Genomic DNA, 13,916 nt, shown 5'->3' with positions numbered 1-13,916 from the left:
CGGCGTCTCTGTCCATGCTGGATAAGCTCGCTAACCTTACAACCGTCGCTCCCCGGGAAGGGGGCCGAGAGATTATCCGGCACGGGCGGTGATCCAAGCGCCCCACAAGCCCCCCTGAAGAACCGGAACATCAAAAGCCCGATCACCAGTGCGATGGTGAGCCAGTCACCCGACCATGCCCCGCTCTTCCTCACGCAAGGTCAACACCTCGACCCCCTGCGCCGTCACTGCCACCGTATGCTCCCACTGTGCCGACAGGCTGCGGTCCCGGGTGATCACCGTCCACCCGTCCTTGAGCGTACGCACCCCACGCCCACCCTGGTTGATCATCGGCTCGATGGTGAACACCATGCCCGGCTTGAGCACCAGCCCGCTGTTGCGGTGTCCGTAGTGCAGCACCTGCGGCGCCTCGTGCATCTGCCTGCCGATGCCGTGCCCGCAGTACTCACGCACCACGTTGTAACCCGCGCCCTCGGCAAGCCGCTGTATCGCATGCCCCACATCACCCAGCGTGGCCCCGGGCCGCACCTGGCGAATGCCCGCCCACAACGCCGCATAGGTGGTATCGACCAATTGCCGCGCCTCGTCGGCAATGGCGCCCACCGCATACATCTTCGACGAGTCGGCAATGTAACCACCCTGTTCCAGGGTGATGTCCACATTGATGATCGACCCCGCCTTCAGCACCTCGTCGGCACTTGGCACGCCGTGGCACACCACATGGTCGACGGAGGTGTTGAGCGAATACTTGAACCCGTACTGCCCCTTGCTGGCCGGACGCGCCTTGAGCACATCGACGATGTACGCCTCGGCACGGTCGTTGATCTGCAAGGTGCTGACCCCTGGCGCGACAAAGCCGTCCAGGTGCTCGAACACCCGCGTCAGCAATTGCCCGGCGGTACGCATCAAGGCCAGCTGCTGCGGGTTCTTCAGGATCACCTCGCTCATGCGATCAGCTCCCTGAGGCTGGCCTGCTCCTGGCGCAGCAACTGGCGCAACAGTTCCTGGTAGGTCATGTGCGGGTTGAGCTCGGCCAGCATGCCGATGCGAATCCAGTACTCGGCCTGCGCGTTGATCGAGCGCGACACCGCGCCGCTGGCAATGCGCAGGTCTTCATGCAGCGCGTCATCGATCTTGACGATACCCATGGCAATACTCACTCTGTATACGAAGCGTATATATAGCATATAGCTTGTGTGTTGTTCGAGGCAGGCGCCGCAAAGGGGCTGCGGTTGCGATAAACTCCGGCCATGAACCTCGATACCCGCATCAAGTTCCGCCACCTGCTGTGCTTTCTCGAAATCGCCCGTCAAGGCAGTTTCGCCAAGGCCGCCGACGCCGTGGCCATCAGCCAGCCGGCGATTTCCAAGACCCTCAAGGAGCTCGAAGAACTGCTGCAGACGCGATTGTTCGAGCGCGGCAAGCAGGGTGTCGAGCTGACTGCGGCCGGGGTGCGCTTCATGCGCTACGCCGGCCCGTGCGTACAGGCCCTGCGCGAAGGGGTGAGTACCCTGCGCGGCGAGGAACACGCGCCGCCGCAGGTGAAGATCGGCGTGCTCTCGACCGTCGAAAGCCTGCTCATTCCCGAAGTGATCTGCCGCCTGCACCAGCGCCACCCGGCCCTGGTGGTCAGCGTTGCCACCGGCCCCAGTGCGCACCTGCTGGCGCAGCTGCATGTGGGGGAGCTGGACCTGGTGATCGGGCGCATGACCGACAGCCCGCAGATCCAGGGCCTGCTGTTCGAGCACCTGTACAGCGAGTCGATGTCGCTGGTGGTGCGCCCCGGCCACCCGTTGCTGGCACGCAGCCCGATCGAGCGCAACCAGGTGGGCCAGTACCCGCTGGTACTGCCCCTGGCCGGCACCACCATTCGCAAGCATGCCGACAGCCTGTTCGTGCAATGCGCCATCGAACAACCGCAGCAACGTCTGGAAACGCTTTCCCCGGCACTGAGCCGGCGCTATGTGCTGGGCAGCGATGCGGTGTGGGTGGCCCCGCGTGATGCGGTGCGGGTCGACCTGCAGCGGGGCGAGCTGTGCGAGCTCGACCTGGGCGTGCGCGAACCCGGTGGCTCGGTGGGTATCTGCAGCAATGCCGCGCTGCCACAGGCCCTGCCGGCCCAGTGGTTGTGCCAGGTGCTGCGCGAAGTGGCGGGGCAGTACCGCGAAGGACACTACCCGTAGATTTCATCCAGATCCGGGGCGTTGGCTGCAATACTGGCCACTGGCTTATCGGCTGCATGAAGAAGCCTTCACCTGGCTGAACTTCTCGACCTTTTGTCGCTCTCATGCCGGTAGCCATTGGTCGTGGCCGCCTGATAAGCTCGCGGCTTTACTCGATTGCCCTTTTGGCGCATGAACAAGGAAATAGCATGAAACAGCATCGGTTGGCGGCTGCGGTTGCCCTGGTTAGCCTGGTACTGGCGGGTTGCGATTCGCAGACCAGCGTCGAGCTGAAGACCCCGGCACAGAAAGCTTCCTACGGTATCGGCCTGAACATGGGCAAGAGCCTGGCACAGGAAGGCATGGACGATCTCGACTCCAAGGCCGTGGCCCAGGGCATCGAGGACGCTGTCGGCAAGAAGGAACAGAAGATCAAGGACGAAGACCTGGTCGAAGCCTTCGCCGCGCTGCAGAAGCGTGCTGAAGAACGCCTGGTCAAGATGAGCGAAGAGTCGGCCGCCGCCGGCAAGAAGTTCCTTGAAGAAAACGGCAAGAAGGACGGCGTGGTCACCACCGCGTCGGGCCTGCAGTACCAGATCGTGAAGAAGGCCGAAGGCGCCCAGCCCAAGCCTACCGACGTGGTCACTGTTCACTACGAAGGCAAGCTGATCGACGGCAAGGTGTTCGACAGCTCCGTCGAGCGCGGCAGCCCGATCGACCTGCCGGTCAGCGGCGTGATTCCGGGTTGGGTCGAAGGCCTGCAACTGATGCACGTGGGCGAGAAGGTCAAGCTGTTCATCCCGGCTGACCTGGCCTATGGCGCACAGAGCCCTAGCCCGATGATCCCGGCCAACTCGGTACTGGTGTTTGATCTGGAACTGATCGCCATCAAGGACCCGGCCAAGGCAGCAGAAGACGCTGCTGAGAAGTAAGCGTCCCGCTGTGTGCACAACGCCCCGTCTCGACGGGGCGTTGTCGTTTATGGATCGGGCTGAACCGTGGGAGCGATCTGACGTCACACCTTGGTGGCGTGCGCAACTGTGACGGCTTTCGCAAAGTGACCGCGTAATGAAACAGGTGTGTAAAAAACGCCCGATTTGACCCAGGCCCTTGCCTGGCGGGCACGCCGAGCCTGAAAATGGCCTCTGTTCACAAGGTTATCCACAAATACTGTGGATAACCTTCCCGGCCCTGCCGTTGGAGGTGGTATGAAAGCACCCTGGAATTTTGCCCGTTTCCTGCCGCTGGCCGAGCGCCTGTTGAGCCGGGGGCGCCTGCCAGCGCTGATCTTCGCCGTGGCGCGCAAGGGCCCGAGCCTGGGCAAGCTCAAGGATGACGTACGCCTGCTGCAGGCGCTGTGCGTGGCGTGGTGGCGTGGCGAGTACCGTGCCATCAGCTCAAGGGCGCTACTGACCATCGTCGCCGGCCTGCTGTACTTTGTCAGCCCGCTGGACGCGATCCCGGACTGGCTGCCCGGCATCGGCCTGCTCGACGATCTCGCCGTACTGGCCTGGGTGCTGAAGACGTTCGACAGCGAGCTGGCGGCTTTTCGCGCCTGGCGCAATCGTCAGTCTCCCGAGAAACTGCGCGTGGTCGAGCGCCTGCCCGACACCCCCGAAGCGTTGCGCCTGGAGCAGGGAAAGCGCTAAATCCGGTTACACCCTGCAATACTGCGCCGGCTGGTACTATATTTGGCATAAGCGCTATACCGAGCGATTACATGCGCAGGTTCTTACAAGGGGGTTGTAATGGGTATTCAGGTTATCAGCCGAGACGGTCAACCCGAGTACGCGGTCGTGCCCTGGGAGCACTATCAAGCGTTGTTGAAGGCGGCAGGTCAACCTGCCGCCACGGCGCAGCCGGCAGGCGTCAACGCCAGCGCCGCTGCACCCACGCCGGCCAGCCTGCCCGCGTTGGGCGAGCTGGCCGCCTTGCGTGAGGCCAAGGGCCTGGCTGCCGAGCAGCTGGCGCGCAAGGTGGGCATCAGTCCGGTGTACCTGGCGCTGATTGAAAGCGGTGAGCGCGAGCCGGATGCCGCGATCCGCCGCAGCCTGGCCTGGGAGCTGGGCGTGGCAGGCTGGAGCGAGCCGTCGTGAGCGGCGTGCGGATCAGCCGTCAGCAATGGGAGGGGCTGCTGGGCGAGCTGGACGTGGCACGCCGGCAACGCCACCTGCTGACCTACCGCGCCTTGCTCGAACGCCTGGAGCTGCCAAGCCCGGCGATGCAGACCCTGACCGCCGCGCTTGAGTACCTGGCGGTGATCGATGCACGCGCCGAGCAGCCACTGCGCAGCTCGCTGGTGATCAGCCAGGGGGCCAGCCGATTGCCACGTACCGGCTTTTTCGAATGCGTCGAGCGCCTGGGGCGGTTTTCCGGGCCATCGGACGGCATGGCCGCAGCATCCTGGCATGCCTCGGAAGTGGTACGGGTATTCGAGTACAGCTATCCCGAACAGGCCTGAGGCGCCAGCGCCGTATCGATCAGGTACAGGCTGTGCCCGGGCACATCCTTGGCATGGTGCTTGGCCTGGGAGGCGAGGTCGGCCAGTTGGCCGGCATCCAGTTGCGCGCAGGTATGTGCATGCAGTTGCACCACACCGATCGAGAGTGACAGCAACGGGAATTCCTGGCGCTGGCCCAGGCGGTTGTGCGCGATGAAGCACCCGGCCTCCAGGTGCTCGGTGCGGTAGAAGCGCCGACAGGCATTCTGAAAGTCGTCCAGCAGCACGTTCAGGCGCTGCTCCCAATCCTTCGAACCCAGTACCAGCATGAAGTCGTCGCCACCGATATGGCCGACAAAGTCCCGGCTGGGGTCGACCCGTTCGCTCAGGCACTGGGCCAGGCTCAACAGCACTTCGTCGCCCTTGGCATAGCCATAGATGTCGTTGAAGGGCTTGAAACTGTCGATGTCCACATAGCAGATCGCTGCCTCGCGCTGTTGCTGCAGCAAGCGGGTCAGGCATTGCTGGATCGGCACGTTGCCCGGCAACAGGGTCAGCGGGTTGGCATAGCGGGCCTGCTGCAGCTTCTGTTCGGTGATCAGCTTGAGCACGTCGATCACCCGCCCCAGGCCCAGGTAGCGACCGCTCTGGGTAATGATGAAGTCTTCCTCGATGCGCTGGCGCGCGCGGCTGGTCAGCAGGCGGCTGACCTTCTGCAGCGACTGGTTGAGCTCCACCGCCAGAAAGTCCTCGTTCATCAGCCGGCTGATCGGCTTGCGCGCATACAGGTCGGTGGCGAACGGTTTGAGCAGCGCGTCGGACAGCGAATGGCGGTGCACGATGCCGCAGGGGCGCTGTGCATGGTCGAGAACAGCCAGCGAGTTGAGGTTGGCCTGGCGGCGAAACAGCGCCAGTACCTCCAGGGTCGCCGTATCACCGCTCACGGCCGGTTGCTCGTTGAGCAGCGCGCTCAGATCGCGGCCGTCCTCACCCAGCACCACCGCGCCACTGTGCGTCGCTGACGGCAGCATGGCGGTAGCGTCGCGGGGCGGTTGCTCCTGCGGCCGGCACAGCAGGTAGCCCTGTACCAGGTCGACCCCCATCTCGGTGAGCACCGCCAGCTCCTCGGCCAGCTCGATGCCCTCGGCAATCACCTTGGCCCGCGACGCCTTGGCGATCTGCAGGATCGAGCCGACGAACTCGCGCTTGACCGCATCCTGGTGAATACCGTCGATGAAATGCCGGTCGATCTTGACGTAGTCCGGGCGCAGTTCCGACCACAGGCGCAGGCTGGAATAGCCGGCGCCCAGGTCGTCCAGGGCAATCGAAAAGCCCATGTCGCGGTAGTGGTGCAGGGCGTTGAACAGCAGCTGGAAGTCGTCGGTGGGGGTTTGTTCGGTCAACTCGATGACCACCCGGCTGGGTGGGATGCCAAGGCTCTGCAGCAGCTTGAGCGTGCGCCCGGACTGGTATTGCGGCTCGAGCAACGACTCGGGCGACACGTTGAGGAACAGCTTGCCTTCCAGTTGCTGCTGGCTGAAACGCCGGCACGCGCTTTCGCGGCAGGCCACCTCCAGTTCGGTCAGGCGGCCGGCATGGCGGGCCACGGCGAACAGGTTGATGGGGGAGTGCAGCGGGCTGTTGGACGGGCCGCGGCTGAGGGCTTCATAACCGAGGATGCGTCGCTCGGACAGGCAGACGATGGGTTGGAACAGGCTGTGCAAGCCGCTTTGAGCCAGGATGGAGCTCAACGCGCTGAGCTGTTCGGTCACGGTCATGGCAGGGCTACCTTGAAAAAAAGGGACTGGGGCCATCGGCGCCCAGTCCCTTATTTCACGACAGAATGATGACTGTTTGATGACCCGAAAAGGGCACCGTCACATTATTTTGCCATTATCGTTTCAGTGCTTGGCCACCGAGGAATTCAGCCCCAGGTAGTCCAGCAGGATGCGCCCGGTTTCGGCGAGGTACGCGTCATCTTCCGGCTTGGTGTCATCCGGCTCGACCGGCAGGGCGTCTTCGTCTTCCTTCTTCAGTTCCTTGAGCGGCTCTTCGCCCTTGGCCTTGCGCCGGATGTTTTCCAGCGCCAGCTGCTTGCCTTCGATGTCGGCATGGCGAGCGCGGCGTTCCACCTCGTTGAGGCTGACGGTCTTCTCGTTCATCAACTGCTGGGTCAGGGCCAGGCGATCGCGAATGTAGACGAACTCCGGGTCCTTGGCGCTGCGGTTTTCGTGGCGTGCCTTGAGTTGCGCAAGGAACGGCTTGAACGGGTCGACGGCCGGCTTGATGGCCGGGCGGATGGTGTCCCACGGCATGGCTTCAGGCAGGGCGCTCTCGCCGATCTCCTTGGTGTCGATGATCGACGGGTAGTCGATGTCCGGCAACACGCCCTGGTGCTGGGTGCTCTGCCCGGAAACCCGGTAGAACTTGGCCAGGGTCAGCTTGAGCTCGCCGTGGTTGAGCGGCTGGATGGTCTGCACGGTGCCTTTGCCGAAGGTCTGGCCACCGATGATCAGGGCACGGTGGTAGTCCTGCATGGCGCCGGCGAAAATCTCCGAGGCCGAGGCCGACAGGCGATTGACCAGCAGCGCCAGCGGGCCCTTGTAGAAGGCACCGGTGTTTTCGTCTTCGAGCACGTCGACACGGCCGTCGGCGTTGCGTACCAGCACGGTGGGGCCCTTGTCGATGAACAGGCTGGTCAGCTCGGTGGCTTCCTGCAGGGAGCCGCCGCCGTTGTTGCGCAGGTCGATGACCACGCCGTCGACCTTTTCCTTCTGCAGTTCGGTGAGCAGTTTCTTCACGTCACGGGTGGTGGACTTGTACTCCGGATCCCCGGCGCGGAACGCCTTGAAGTCGAGGTAGAAGGCCGGGATCTCGATGATGCCCAGCTTGTAGTCGCGTCCGTCCTGCTTGAGCTTGAGCACCGACTTCTTGGCGGCCTGTTCTTCGAGCTTGACCGCTTCGCGGGTGATCGAGACGATCTTGCTGGTCTGGTCGTTAGGCGCGTTGCTGGCCGGGATGACCTCCAGGCGCACCACGGAGCCCTTCGGGCCGCGGATCAGCTTGACCACTTCGTCCAGGCGCCAGCCGATCACGTCGACCATTTCCTTGTCGCCCTGGGCAACGCCGATGATCTTGTCGGCCGGGGCCACCTGCTTGGTCTTGGCGGCAGGGCCAGCCGGCACCAGGCGCACGATCTTGACCTGGTCGTTGTCGCTTTGCAGCACCGCGCCGATACCTTCGAGCGACAGGCTCATGTTGATGTCGAAGTTCTCGGCGTTGTCGGGCGACAGGTAGTTGGTGTGCGGGTCGTACGACTGGGCGAAGGTGTTGATGTAGGCCTGGAAGATATCTTCGGCGCGGGTCTGGTCCAGGCGCGCGAGCTGGTTCTTGTAGCGCTTGGTCAGCAGTTCCTGGATGGCCTTGGGTTCCTTGCCGGCGATCTTCAGGCGCAGCACCTCGTCCTTGACGCGTTTGCGCCACAGGTCGTCGAGCTCGGCCTGGTTCTGCAGCCACGGAGCGTCCTTGCGGTCGACCAGCAGGGTTTCCTGGGTGGTGAAGTCGATCTTGTCGACGCCCTTGTTCAGCTCGGCCAGGGCGAAGTCCAGGCGCGATTTCACGCGATCCAGATAACGTTTGTAGATGGTGAAGCCCGGATCCAGGTTGCCGCTCTTGAGGAAGTCGTCGAACTGCGTCTTCCACTTGTCGAACTCGGCAATATCGCTGGCCATGAAGTAACTGCGCGAGGGATCGAGCAGTTTGATGTAACTGTCGTAGATGATGACCGAGCGCGCATCATTGAGTGGCGGCTTGCTGTAGTGGTGGCGCTTGAGCAACTCGACCACGTTCAGGCTGGCGACCACTTCATCGCGGTCTGGTTGCAACTTGTCCCAACTGTTGGCGGCCGAAGCGGCGCCGGCCAGCGGCAAGCTGCCAAGGCCGATCATCAGGGCGAGGGCAGTGCTGGGCAGGAGATGCTTCATGCTGATTCGACGTAGGGGCAATTGATCACGCATATTAGGCCGTCTTTGAATTCGCCGGTTCCATGGAGCCGGACGCATAATGCAAAAAGCCTGGTGCCAAGGCAGCCAGGCTCAGTCATGACTCAACTATGGAGGCACTGTGAAGGCATTGCAAGGCGTTGACGGACATGTGGAGTGGGTTGAGACGACAAGTCCAACTTGCGATGTAGGTCAAGTACGCATCCGCGTGGCAGCGGCCGGGCTCAATCGCGCCGACCTGTTGCAGCGTGCCGGATTGTACCCGCCGCCACCGGGCGCCAGCGAGTTCCTGGGCCTGGAATGTGCCGGGGTGATCAGCGAAGTGGGAGCCGGGGTGTCCTGGCAGGTGGGCGACCGGGTATGCGCACTGCTGGCCGGTGGCGGCATGGCCGAAGAGGTGGTGGTCGACGCGCGCCACGTGCTGCCGGTGCCCGAGGGCCTGAGCCTGCAGCAGGCGGCTGCGATCCCGGAGGTATACGCCACGGCCTGGCTCAACCTGTTCCAGCTGGGCGGCCTCAAGCCGGGCGAGAAAGTGTTGCTGCACGCCGGCGCCAGCGGCGTGGGGTCGGCGGCCATCCAGCTGTGCAAGGCGTTCGGCAGCCCCAGCTGGGTCAGCGTGGGCTCGGCCGAGCGGCTGGCCTATTGTCAGGCGCTGGGCGCCAGCGGTGGCGTGGTGCGCGGTGACGATATAGAGGCGCTGAACGACTTCGCCCCGTTCGATGTGATCCTGGACCCGGTGGGGGCCAACTATGCGGCGCTCAACCTCAAGCTGCTGGCCCGTGACGGGCGCTGGGTGATCATCGGCCTGATGGGCGGGCGCAAGGCCGAGCTGGACCTGGCCCAGGTACTGGCCAAGCGGGTGCAGGTGACCGGCTCGACCCTGCGCAATCGCGATGACCAGTTCAAGGCCGACCTGCTCAGTGACCTGGGCCAACAGGTGTGGCCGCTGTTCGCCGAAGGGCGCTTGAAGCCGCAACTGGTAGGCAGCTATGCGGTGAAGGACGCCGAGGCGGCGTATGCCGAACTGGCGGGCAACCAGGTATCGGGCAAGTTGGTGCTGGTGATCGACGACAGCCTGGTATAGGGCCCTGTTCGCCGGCAAGGCCGACTCCTGCAGGAGCCGACCTTGCCGGCGAACTTTTTTCAGGCCCAGGCCAGAATCGGCCAGCCATTCTTCTCGGCATGCTCGCGCAGCACCGGGTCCGGGTTCACCACATACGGGTGGTCAACCTTCAGCAGCAACGGCAGGTCATTGCGCGAATCGGAATAGAAGCTTGCGCCTTCTAGGTTCTCTTCCTGCTGGTCCAGCCACTCCAGCAAGCGGGTGATCTTGCCTTCGCGGTAGGTCAGGGTGCCCACGGTCTTGCCGGTGTAGAACCCTTTTTCCACTTCCAGCTCGATGCCCAGGTACTCGTCGATCCCCAGGCGCGCGGCAATCGGTCCCACCAGATGCACACCCGAGGCCGAGATCACCAGAATTCGATCCCCCGCCTTGCGGTGCTCGGCAATGGTGCGGGTGGCCTCACTGAAGATGATCGGCTCGATGAAGTCTTCCACCCACGGCTCGACCAGATGATCGACTTCCTCTGGTGTGCGCCCGATCAGCGGCTCCAGGCTGAACGCCATGTAGTCTTCCATCGCCAGGTGCCCCTTGCCGTAGGCCTCCATCAGCTCACGGTCCCTGCGCAGGAACGACTCACCGTCCACCCAGCCCAGGCGCACCATCTGCTCGCTCCACAGCGAGGCGCAGTCGCCGTGGATCAGGGTTTCATCCAGATCGAAAATCGCTAAAGCCATAACAACAAAACTCCTGTTCGGCCCTCAGGCAACTTCGCAGAGGGCGGTGGGATCGATGGACAAGGATACCCGCTCGCCGTCCGCATGCAGATCGGCGGCTGAACGATTGAGCACATCCACCACCAGCTCCACACCACGCGCTTCGATGCGGTAGCGGATCACGTTGCCCAGCAGGCTGTGACTGCGCACCAGGCCTTCGCGTTCGCCTTCCAGGCTCAGCGCGATGGCTTCGGGACGGATTGCCAGGCGGCTGTTCACCGTACGTTGCAGCAGGCGGCTGGCACTCTGGGCATCGAGCAGGTTGTAGTTGCCGATGAAGCCGGCCGCGAAGGCATCCACGGGTGCGGTGTACAGCGATTCGGCATCGCCACTCTGCACGATGCGGCCCTGGTTCATCAGGAAGATGCGGTCGGACATGGTCAGCGCTTCTTCCTGGTCATGGGTGACGAAGATGGTGGTCAGGCCCAGCTCGCGCTGGATCTGGCGGATCTGTTCGCGCAGGTGCTTGCGGATGCGTGCATCCAGCGCCGACAGCGGCTCGTCCAGCAGCAACAGGCGCGGGCGGGTCACCAGCGAGCGGGCCAGGGCCACGCGCTGGCACTGGCCGCCGGAGAGCTGGTGCGGGTAGCGGCTGGCAAAGTCCTGCAACTCGACCATGCGCAGCGCCTCGAGTACCCGTGGGCGGCTGTCTTGGCCCTTGATCTTCTGCATGCGCAGGCCGAAGGCGACGTTCTGTTCCACGCTCATGTTGGGGAACAGCGCGTAGCTCTGGAACACCATGCCGATGCCGCGCTTTTGCGGGCTCTGCGGTACCAGGTCCTGCCCGTCGAGCAGGATCCTGCCGCTGTCTACAGCGGTCAGGCCGGCGATGCAGCGCAGCAGGGTGGACTTGCCGCAGCCGGAGGGGCCGAGCAGGGTGACGAACTCACCGCGGCCGATCTCGCAGTTGATGTCGTTGAACACCGCGCTGGCGCCGTAGCTTTTTTGCAGGTTCTGGATGCTGACGAAGCTCATTTCAGGTCTTGTCCTTGTTCAGGCGGTTGGCTGCCCAGGTCAGCACCAGCACGAAGAGGAAGTAGGAAATCACCAGCGCGCTGTTGAAGTGCCCGCTGCTGTTGCGCATGTTGTTCAGGTACACCTGCAGCGTCTCGTAGCGGGTGCCCACCAGCAGGTTGGCAAACACGAACTCGCCGAACAGGAACGAGAACGACAGCAGCAGCGCCACCATCAGGCCCTTGCGCAGGTTGGGCAGCACCACCAGAAACGCGGCCTGCCAGGTGTTGGCCCCCAGCAACTGGGCGGCATCCATCAGGTCGCGCAGGTTGATCGCCTGCAGGTTGTTGGTGATGGCGCGGTACATGAAGGGCAGGGCGACGGTGAAATAGCAGCCGATCAAAATCCACGGCGTGCCGACCATCGCCATCGGCCCTGAGCCATACAGCTGCAGCAGCCCCACCGACGACACCACCGGCGGCACCGCGAAGGGCAGCAGGATGAGGATGTTCATCAGTGCGTCGAGCCTGGGGAAGTGGTAGTGCACCACGAACAGCAGCGGCAGGATCAGCAGCACCGACAGTACCAGCGCGCCCACGCACACCAGCAGCGACTGGCCGAAGGCGGCCAGAAAACGCGGCTCGCTCCACAGCGCAAGGTACCACTTGAAGGTCAGCCCGCTGGGCAGCAGGCTCGCCGACCAGCTGGTGGACAACGAGTAGAGCAGGGTGCCGGCCAGCGGCAGCAGCAGGATCACGAACAGCACGTACACCACCACGCGGTGGTAGAGCCCGGCCGGGCCCGATTCAGCGCGAGACATGGTAGCTCCTCTTCAACAGCCACTGGTGCACCAGCGTGACCAGGGTCATCAGCCCCACCAGGATCATCGCCAGCGCGCTGGCCAGGTTCGGGTCCAGCGAGATGTCGCCGGACACCAGCGCGGCGATGCGGATCGGCAGCACGTTGAAGTTGCCGGTGGTCAGTGCGTACACCGTGGCGTAGGCGCCCAGTGCGTTGGCCAGCAGGATCACGAAGGTGCCCAGCAGCGCCGGGGTCAGCACCGGCAGGCCGATCAGGCGCCAGTAGTCCCAGGCGCTGGCGCCCAGCAGGGCGGCCGATTCGCGCCAGTCTTCGCGCAGGGCGTCGAACGCCGGGTACAGCAGCAGTACGCCCAGCGGGATCTGGAAGTAGGTATAGAGGATGATCAGCCCGGTCTTGGAGTAGAGGTTGAAGTCCTCGATGATCCCGGCCTGCTTGAGCAGCAGGGTCAGCGCGCCGTTGAAGCCGAGCAGGATGATGAAGGCGAAGGCCAGCGGCACGCCGGAGAAGTTGCTGGTCATGTTGGCGAAGGCGTTGACGAAGTCGCGCAGGCGCGAGTCCACCTTGCGCAGCGAATAGCTGCCCAGGATGGCGATCAGGATGCCGAACAGACTCGACCAGAAGCTGATCTCCAGGCTGTGCTGGATGGCCTGGCGGTAGAACTTCGAGCCGAGCACCTTGCTGAAATTGTCCAGGCCCCAGCCGCTTTCGGCCTGCAGGCTGTGCACGGCCACCCAGGTCAGCGGGGCGATCTGGAAGATGATGAAAAATACCGCGAAGGGCAGCAGGCACAACAGCGCCAGCCATTTGCCACGGGTGATCGAGTTCACGAGAGCAGCTCCCGGCATACCGGCTTGTCGTGGGGGATGCCGAGCAGTTCGCATACGGTGCCGCACAGTTCGGTCTGCAGGGGCTTGGCGGCCGGGTCGAGGCTGAACGCATCGCCGAACACGAACAGCGGCACTTCGCGCTCCTCGGGCAACACGCCGTTGTGCGAGCGGTCGTTGTTCATGCCGTGGTCGGCGGTGATCAGCACCTGGTAGCCGTCCTGCAGCCAGGTGCTGAGGTAGTCGGCCAGCAGGATATCGGCGCTGCGTGCGCTGTTGCGGTACTGGCTGCTGTCCAGGCCATGCTTGTGCCCGGCATCGTCGATGTTCATCGGATGCACCAGCAGGAAGTTCGGTGCGTGCTTGCGCCGCAGGTACTCGGCGTCGGCGAACAGGTGCGAGTCGGGGTAGTGGTCGGCGTAGTAGAACAGGCCATGCTGGATCGGCAGTTTCGGCGCATGGGTGTGGCGGTCACGCAGCGGTTCGAAAGGGGAGCGGTTGTACAGCTCGCTGACCCAGTGGTAGGCCGCGGCGGCGGTGCTCAGCCCGGCGTCGCGGGCGTAGTGGAAAATGCTGCGTTGGGTGGACAGGCGCGTGACGTTGTTGTGCACGATGCCGCTGTCGATCGGCGGCACACCGGTGAGGATGCATTCGTAGAGTGGTCGCGACAGTGCCGGCAGTTCGCATTCCAGGCGGTACAGGGCGGCGCGGTCTGCTTCTACATAGGCATGCAGGTGGCCCATGGCGTGGTGGGCCACCTGGTGGTTGAGGCCGTCGAGGATGACGAGGATGACGTTGTGGTTCATGGGTGGCTCCGGTGACAGCGATGACCACATCGCGGGTCAAGCCCGCTCCTTGTGGGAGTGGGCCTGACCCG

At 63.8% G+C, this 13,916-nt stretch carries 15 protein-coding genes; 6 read left to right on the top strand and 9 right to left on the bottom strand.

Going from position 1 to position 13,916, the window contains the following annotated elements; all coding sequences use genetic code 11:
- Nucleotides 1-165: 165 nt before the first annotated feature.
- Nucleotides 166-948: a type I methionyl aminopeptidase gene (map, locus tag DN388_RS01115; protein WP_043859969.1), complete on the bottom strand. Its 783-nt coding sequence runs from the start codon at nt 946-948 to the stop codon at nt 166-168.
- On the bottom strand, nt 945-1,148 hold the full coding sequence (locus DN388_RS01110) for a ParD-like family protein (protein WP_043859970.1): 204 nt from the start codon (nt 1,146-1,148) through the stop codon (nt 945-947). Before DN388_RS01110 ends, map begins: the two co-directional genes overlap by 4 nt.
- A gap of 102 nt (nt 1,149-1,250) precedes the next feature.
- Here DN388_RS01110 and pcaQ point away from each other — a divergent pair, with 102 nt between their 5' ends.
- The 5 genes from pcaQ to DN388_RS01085 all read left to right on the top strand — a co-directional run bounded on the left by pcaQ (nt 1,251) and on the right by DN388_RS01085 (nt 4,623).
- A complete protein-coding gene (gene pcaQ, locus DN388_RS01105; protein WP_043859971.1) occupies nt 1,251-2,183 on the top strand; it encodes a pca operon transcription factor PcaQ in 933 nt (310 codons plus the stop codon).
- 188 nt (nt 2,184-2,371) lie between these two features.
- Nucleotides 2,372-3,094: an FKBP-type peptidyl-prolyl cis-trans isomerase gene (locus DN388_RS01100; RefSeq protein WP_054914671.1), complete on the top strand. Its 723-nt coding sequence runs from the start codon at nt 2,372-2,374 to the stop codon at nt 3,092-3,094.
- Between the two features lie 276 nt (nt 3,095-3,370).
- Nucleotides 3,371-3,811, top strand: coding sequence for a YkvA family protein (locus DN388_RS01095; protein ID WP_043859973.1), 441 nt, complete (start codon nt 3,371-3,373; stop codon nt 3,809-3,811).
- Between the two features lie 99 nt (nt 3,812-3,910).
- Nucleotides 3,911-4,258 carry a helix-turn-helix transcriptional regulator gene (locus tag DN388_RS01090; RefSeq protein ID WP_058541022.1) on the top strand — a complete coding sequence of 116 codons (348 nt, stop codon included), beginning with the start codon at nt 3,911-3,913 and terminating at the stop codon, nt 4,256-4,258.
- Nucleotides 4,255-4,623, top strand: a complete 369-nt coding sequence (locus DN388_RS01085) for a hypothetical protein (protein ID WP_043859975.1) — start codon at nt 4,255-4,257, stop codon at nt 4,621-4,623. The genes DN388_RS01090 and DN388_RS01085 overlap by 4 nt, the downstream gene beginning before the upstream one ends.
- On the opposite strand, the gene DN388_RS01080 is transcribed toward DN388_RS01085, so the two are convergent.
- Complete coding sequence (locus tag DN388_RS01080; protein WP_104572065.1) at nt 4,605-6,380, bottom strand: bifunctional diguanylate cyclase/phosphodiesterase; 1,776 nt, start codon at nt 6,378-6,380, stop codon at nt 4,605-4,607. The two genes, DN388_RS01085 and DN388_RS01080, sit on opposite strands and share 19 nt — an antisense overlap.
- Nucleotides 6,381-6,503: 123 nt before the next feature.
- A complete protein-coding gene (locus DN388_RS01075) occupies nt 6,504-8,585 on the bottom strand; it encodes a carboxy terminal-processing peptidase (protein ID WP_167400229.1) in 2,082 nt (693 codons plus the stop codon).
- Nucleotides 8,586-8,724: 139 nt separating this feature from the next.
- Here DN388_RS01075 and DN388_RS01070 point away from each other — a divergent pair, with 139 nt between their 5' ends.
- Complete coding sequence (locus DN388_RS01070; RefSeq protein WP_043859978.1) at nt 8,725-9,687, top strand: NAD(P)H-quinone oxidoreductase; 963 nt, start codon at nt 8,725-8,727, stop codon at nt 9,685-9,687.
- A gap of 59 nt (nt 9,688-9,746) precedes the next feature.
- On the opposite strand, the gene DN388_RS01065 is transcribed toward DN388_RS01070, so the two are convergent.
- The 5 genes from DN388_RS01065 to DN388_RS01045 are packed head-to-tail and all read right to left on the bottom strand — an operon-like array spanning nt 9,747 to nt 13,845.
- Nucleotides 9,747-10,400, bottom strand: a complete 654-nt coding sequence (locus DN388_RS01065) for an HAD family phosphatase (protein WP_043859979.1) — start codon at nt 10,398-10,400, stop codon at nt 9,747-9,749.
- A gap of 24 nt (nt 10,401-10,424) precedes the next feature.
- A complete protein-coding gene (locus tag DN388_RS01060) occupies nt 10,425-11,414 on the bottom strand; it encodes an ABC transporter ATP-binding protein (RefSeq protein WP_043859980.1) in 990 nt (329 codons plus the stop codon).
- 1 nt (nt 11,415) lies between these two features.
- Entirely contained in the window at nt 11,416-12,213 is a 798-nt protein-coding gene (locus tag DN388_RS01055; RefSeq protein WP_054914667.1) for an ABC transporter permease, read from the bottom strand.
- On the bottom strand, nt 12,200-13,060 hold the full coding sequence (locus DN388_RS01050) for an ABC transporter permease subunit (protein ID WP_177332933.1): 861 nt from the start codon (nt 13,058-13,060) through the stop codon (nt 12,200-12,202). Before DN388_RS01050 ends, DN388_RS01055 begins: the two co-directional genes overlap by 14 nt.
- Nucleotides 13,039-13,845 carry an alkaline phosphatase family protein gene (locus DN388_RS01045; protein WP_104572067.1) on the bottom strand — a complete coding sequence of 269 codons (807 nt, stop codon included), beginning with the start codon at nt 13,843-13,845 and terminating at the stop codon, nt 13,039-13,041. Before DN388_RS01045 ends, DN388_RS01050 begins: the two co-directional genes overlap by 22 nt.
- Nucleotides 13,846-13,916: the final 71 nt, after the last annotated feature.

The sequence above is a fragment of the Pseudomonas sp. S12(2018) genome, from assembly GCF_024355235.1.
GTDB classification, from domain to species: Bacteria; Pseudomonadota; Gammaproteobacteria; order Pseudomonadales; family Pseudomonadaceae; genus Aquipseudomonas; species Aquipseudomonas palmensis.
Note: the sequence above shows the minus strand (reverse complement) of the source record. Positions and strands in the feature narration are given on the sequence as shown.

What these genes read in the sequence shown, in the direction of transcription:
- map (WP_043859969.1), bottom strand. Translation starts at nt 948, where the DNA reads ATGAGCGAGGTGATCCTGAAGAACCCGCAGCAGCTGGCCTTGATGCGT.
- DN388_RS01110 (WP_043859970.1), bottom strand. Translation starts at nt 1,148, where the DNA reads ATGGGTATCGTCAAGATCGATGACGCGCTGCATGAAGACCTGCGCATT.
- pcaQ (WP_043859971.1), top strand. Translation starts at nt 1,251, where the DNA reads ATGAACCTCGATACCCGCATCAAGTTCCGCCACCTGCTGTGCTTTCTC.
- DN388_RS01100 (WP_054914671.1), top strand. Translation starts at nt 2,372, where the DNA reads ATGAAACAGCATCGGTTGGCGGCTGCGGTTGCCCTGGTTAGCCTGGTA.
- DN388_RS01095 (WP_043859973.1), top strand. Translation starts at nt 3,371, where the DNA reads ATGAAAGCACCCTGGAATTTTGCCCGTTTCCTGCCGCTGGCCGAGCGC.
- DN388_RS01090 (WP_058541022.1), top strand. Translation starts at nt 3,911, where the DNA reads ATGGGTATTCAGGTTATCAGCCGAGACGGTCAACCCGAGTACGCGGTC.
- DN388_RS01080 (WP_104572065.1), bottom strand. Translation starts at nt 6,380, where the DNA reads ATGACCGTGACCGAACAGCTCAGCGCGTTGAGCTCCATCCTGGCTCAA.
- DN388_RS01075 (WP_167400229.1), bottom strand. Translation starts at nt 8,585, where the DNA reads ATGAAGCATCTCCTGCCCAGCACTGCCCTCGCCCTGATGATCGGCCTT.
- DN388_RS01065 (WP_043859979.1), bottom strand. Translation starts at nt 10,400, where the DNA reads ATGGCTTTAGCGATTTTCGATCTGGATGAAACCCTGATCCACGGCGAC.
- DN388_RS01060 (WP_043859980.1), bottom strand. Translation starts at nt 11,414, where the DNA reads ATGAGCTTCGTCAGCATCCAGAACCTGCAAAAAAGCTACGGCGCCAGC.
- DN388_RS01055 (WP_054914667.1), bottom strand. Translation starts at nt 12,213, where the DNA reads ATGTCTCGCGCTGAATCGGGCCCGGCCGGGCTCTACCACCGCGTGGTG.
- DN388_RS01050 (WP_177332933.1), bottom strand. Translation starts at nt 13,060, where the DNA reads ATGCCGGGAGCTGCTCTCGTGAACTCGATCACCCGTGGCAAATGGCTG.
- DN388_RS01045 (WP_104572067.1), bottom strand. Translation starts at nt 13,845, where the DNA reads ATGAACCACAACGTCATCCTCGTCATCCTCGACGGCCTCAACCACCAG.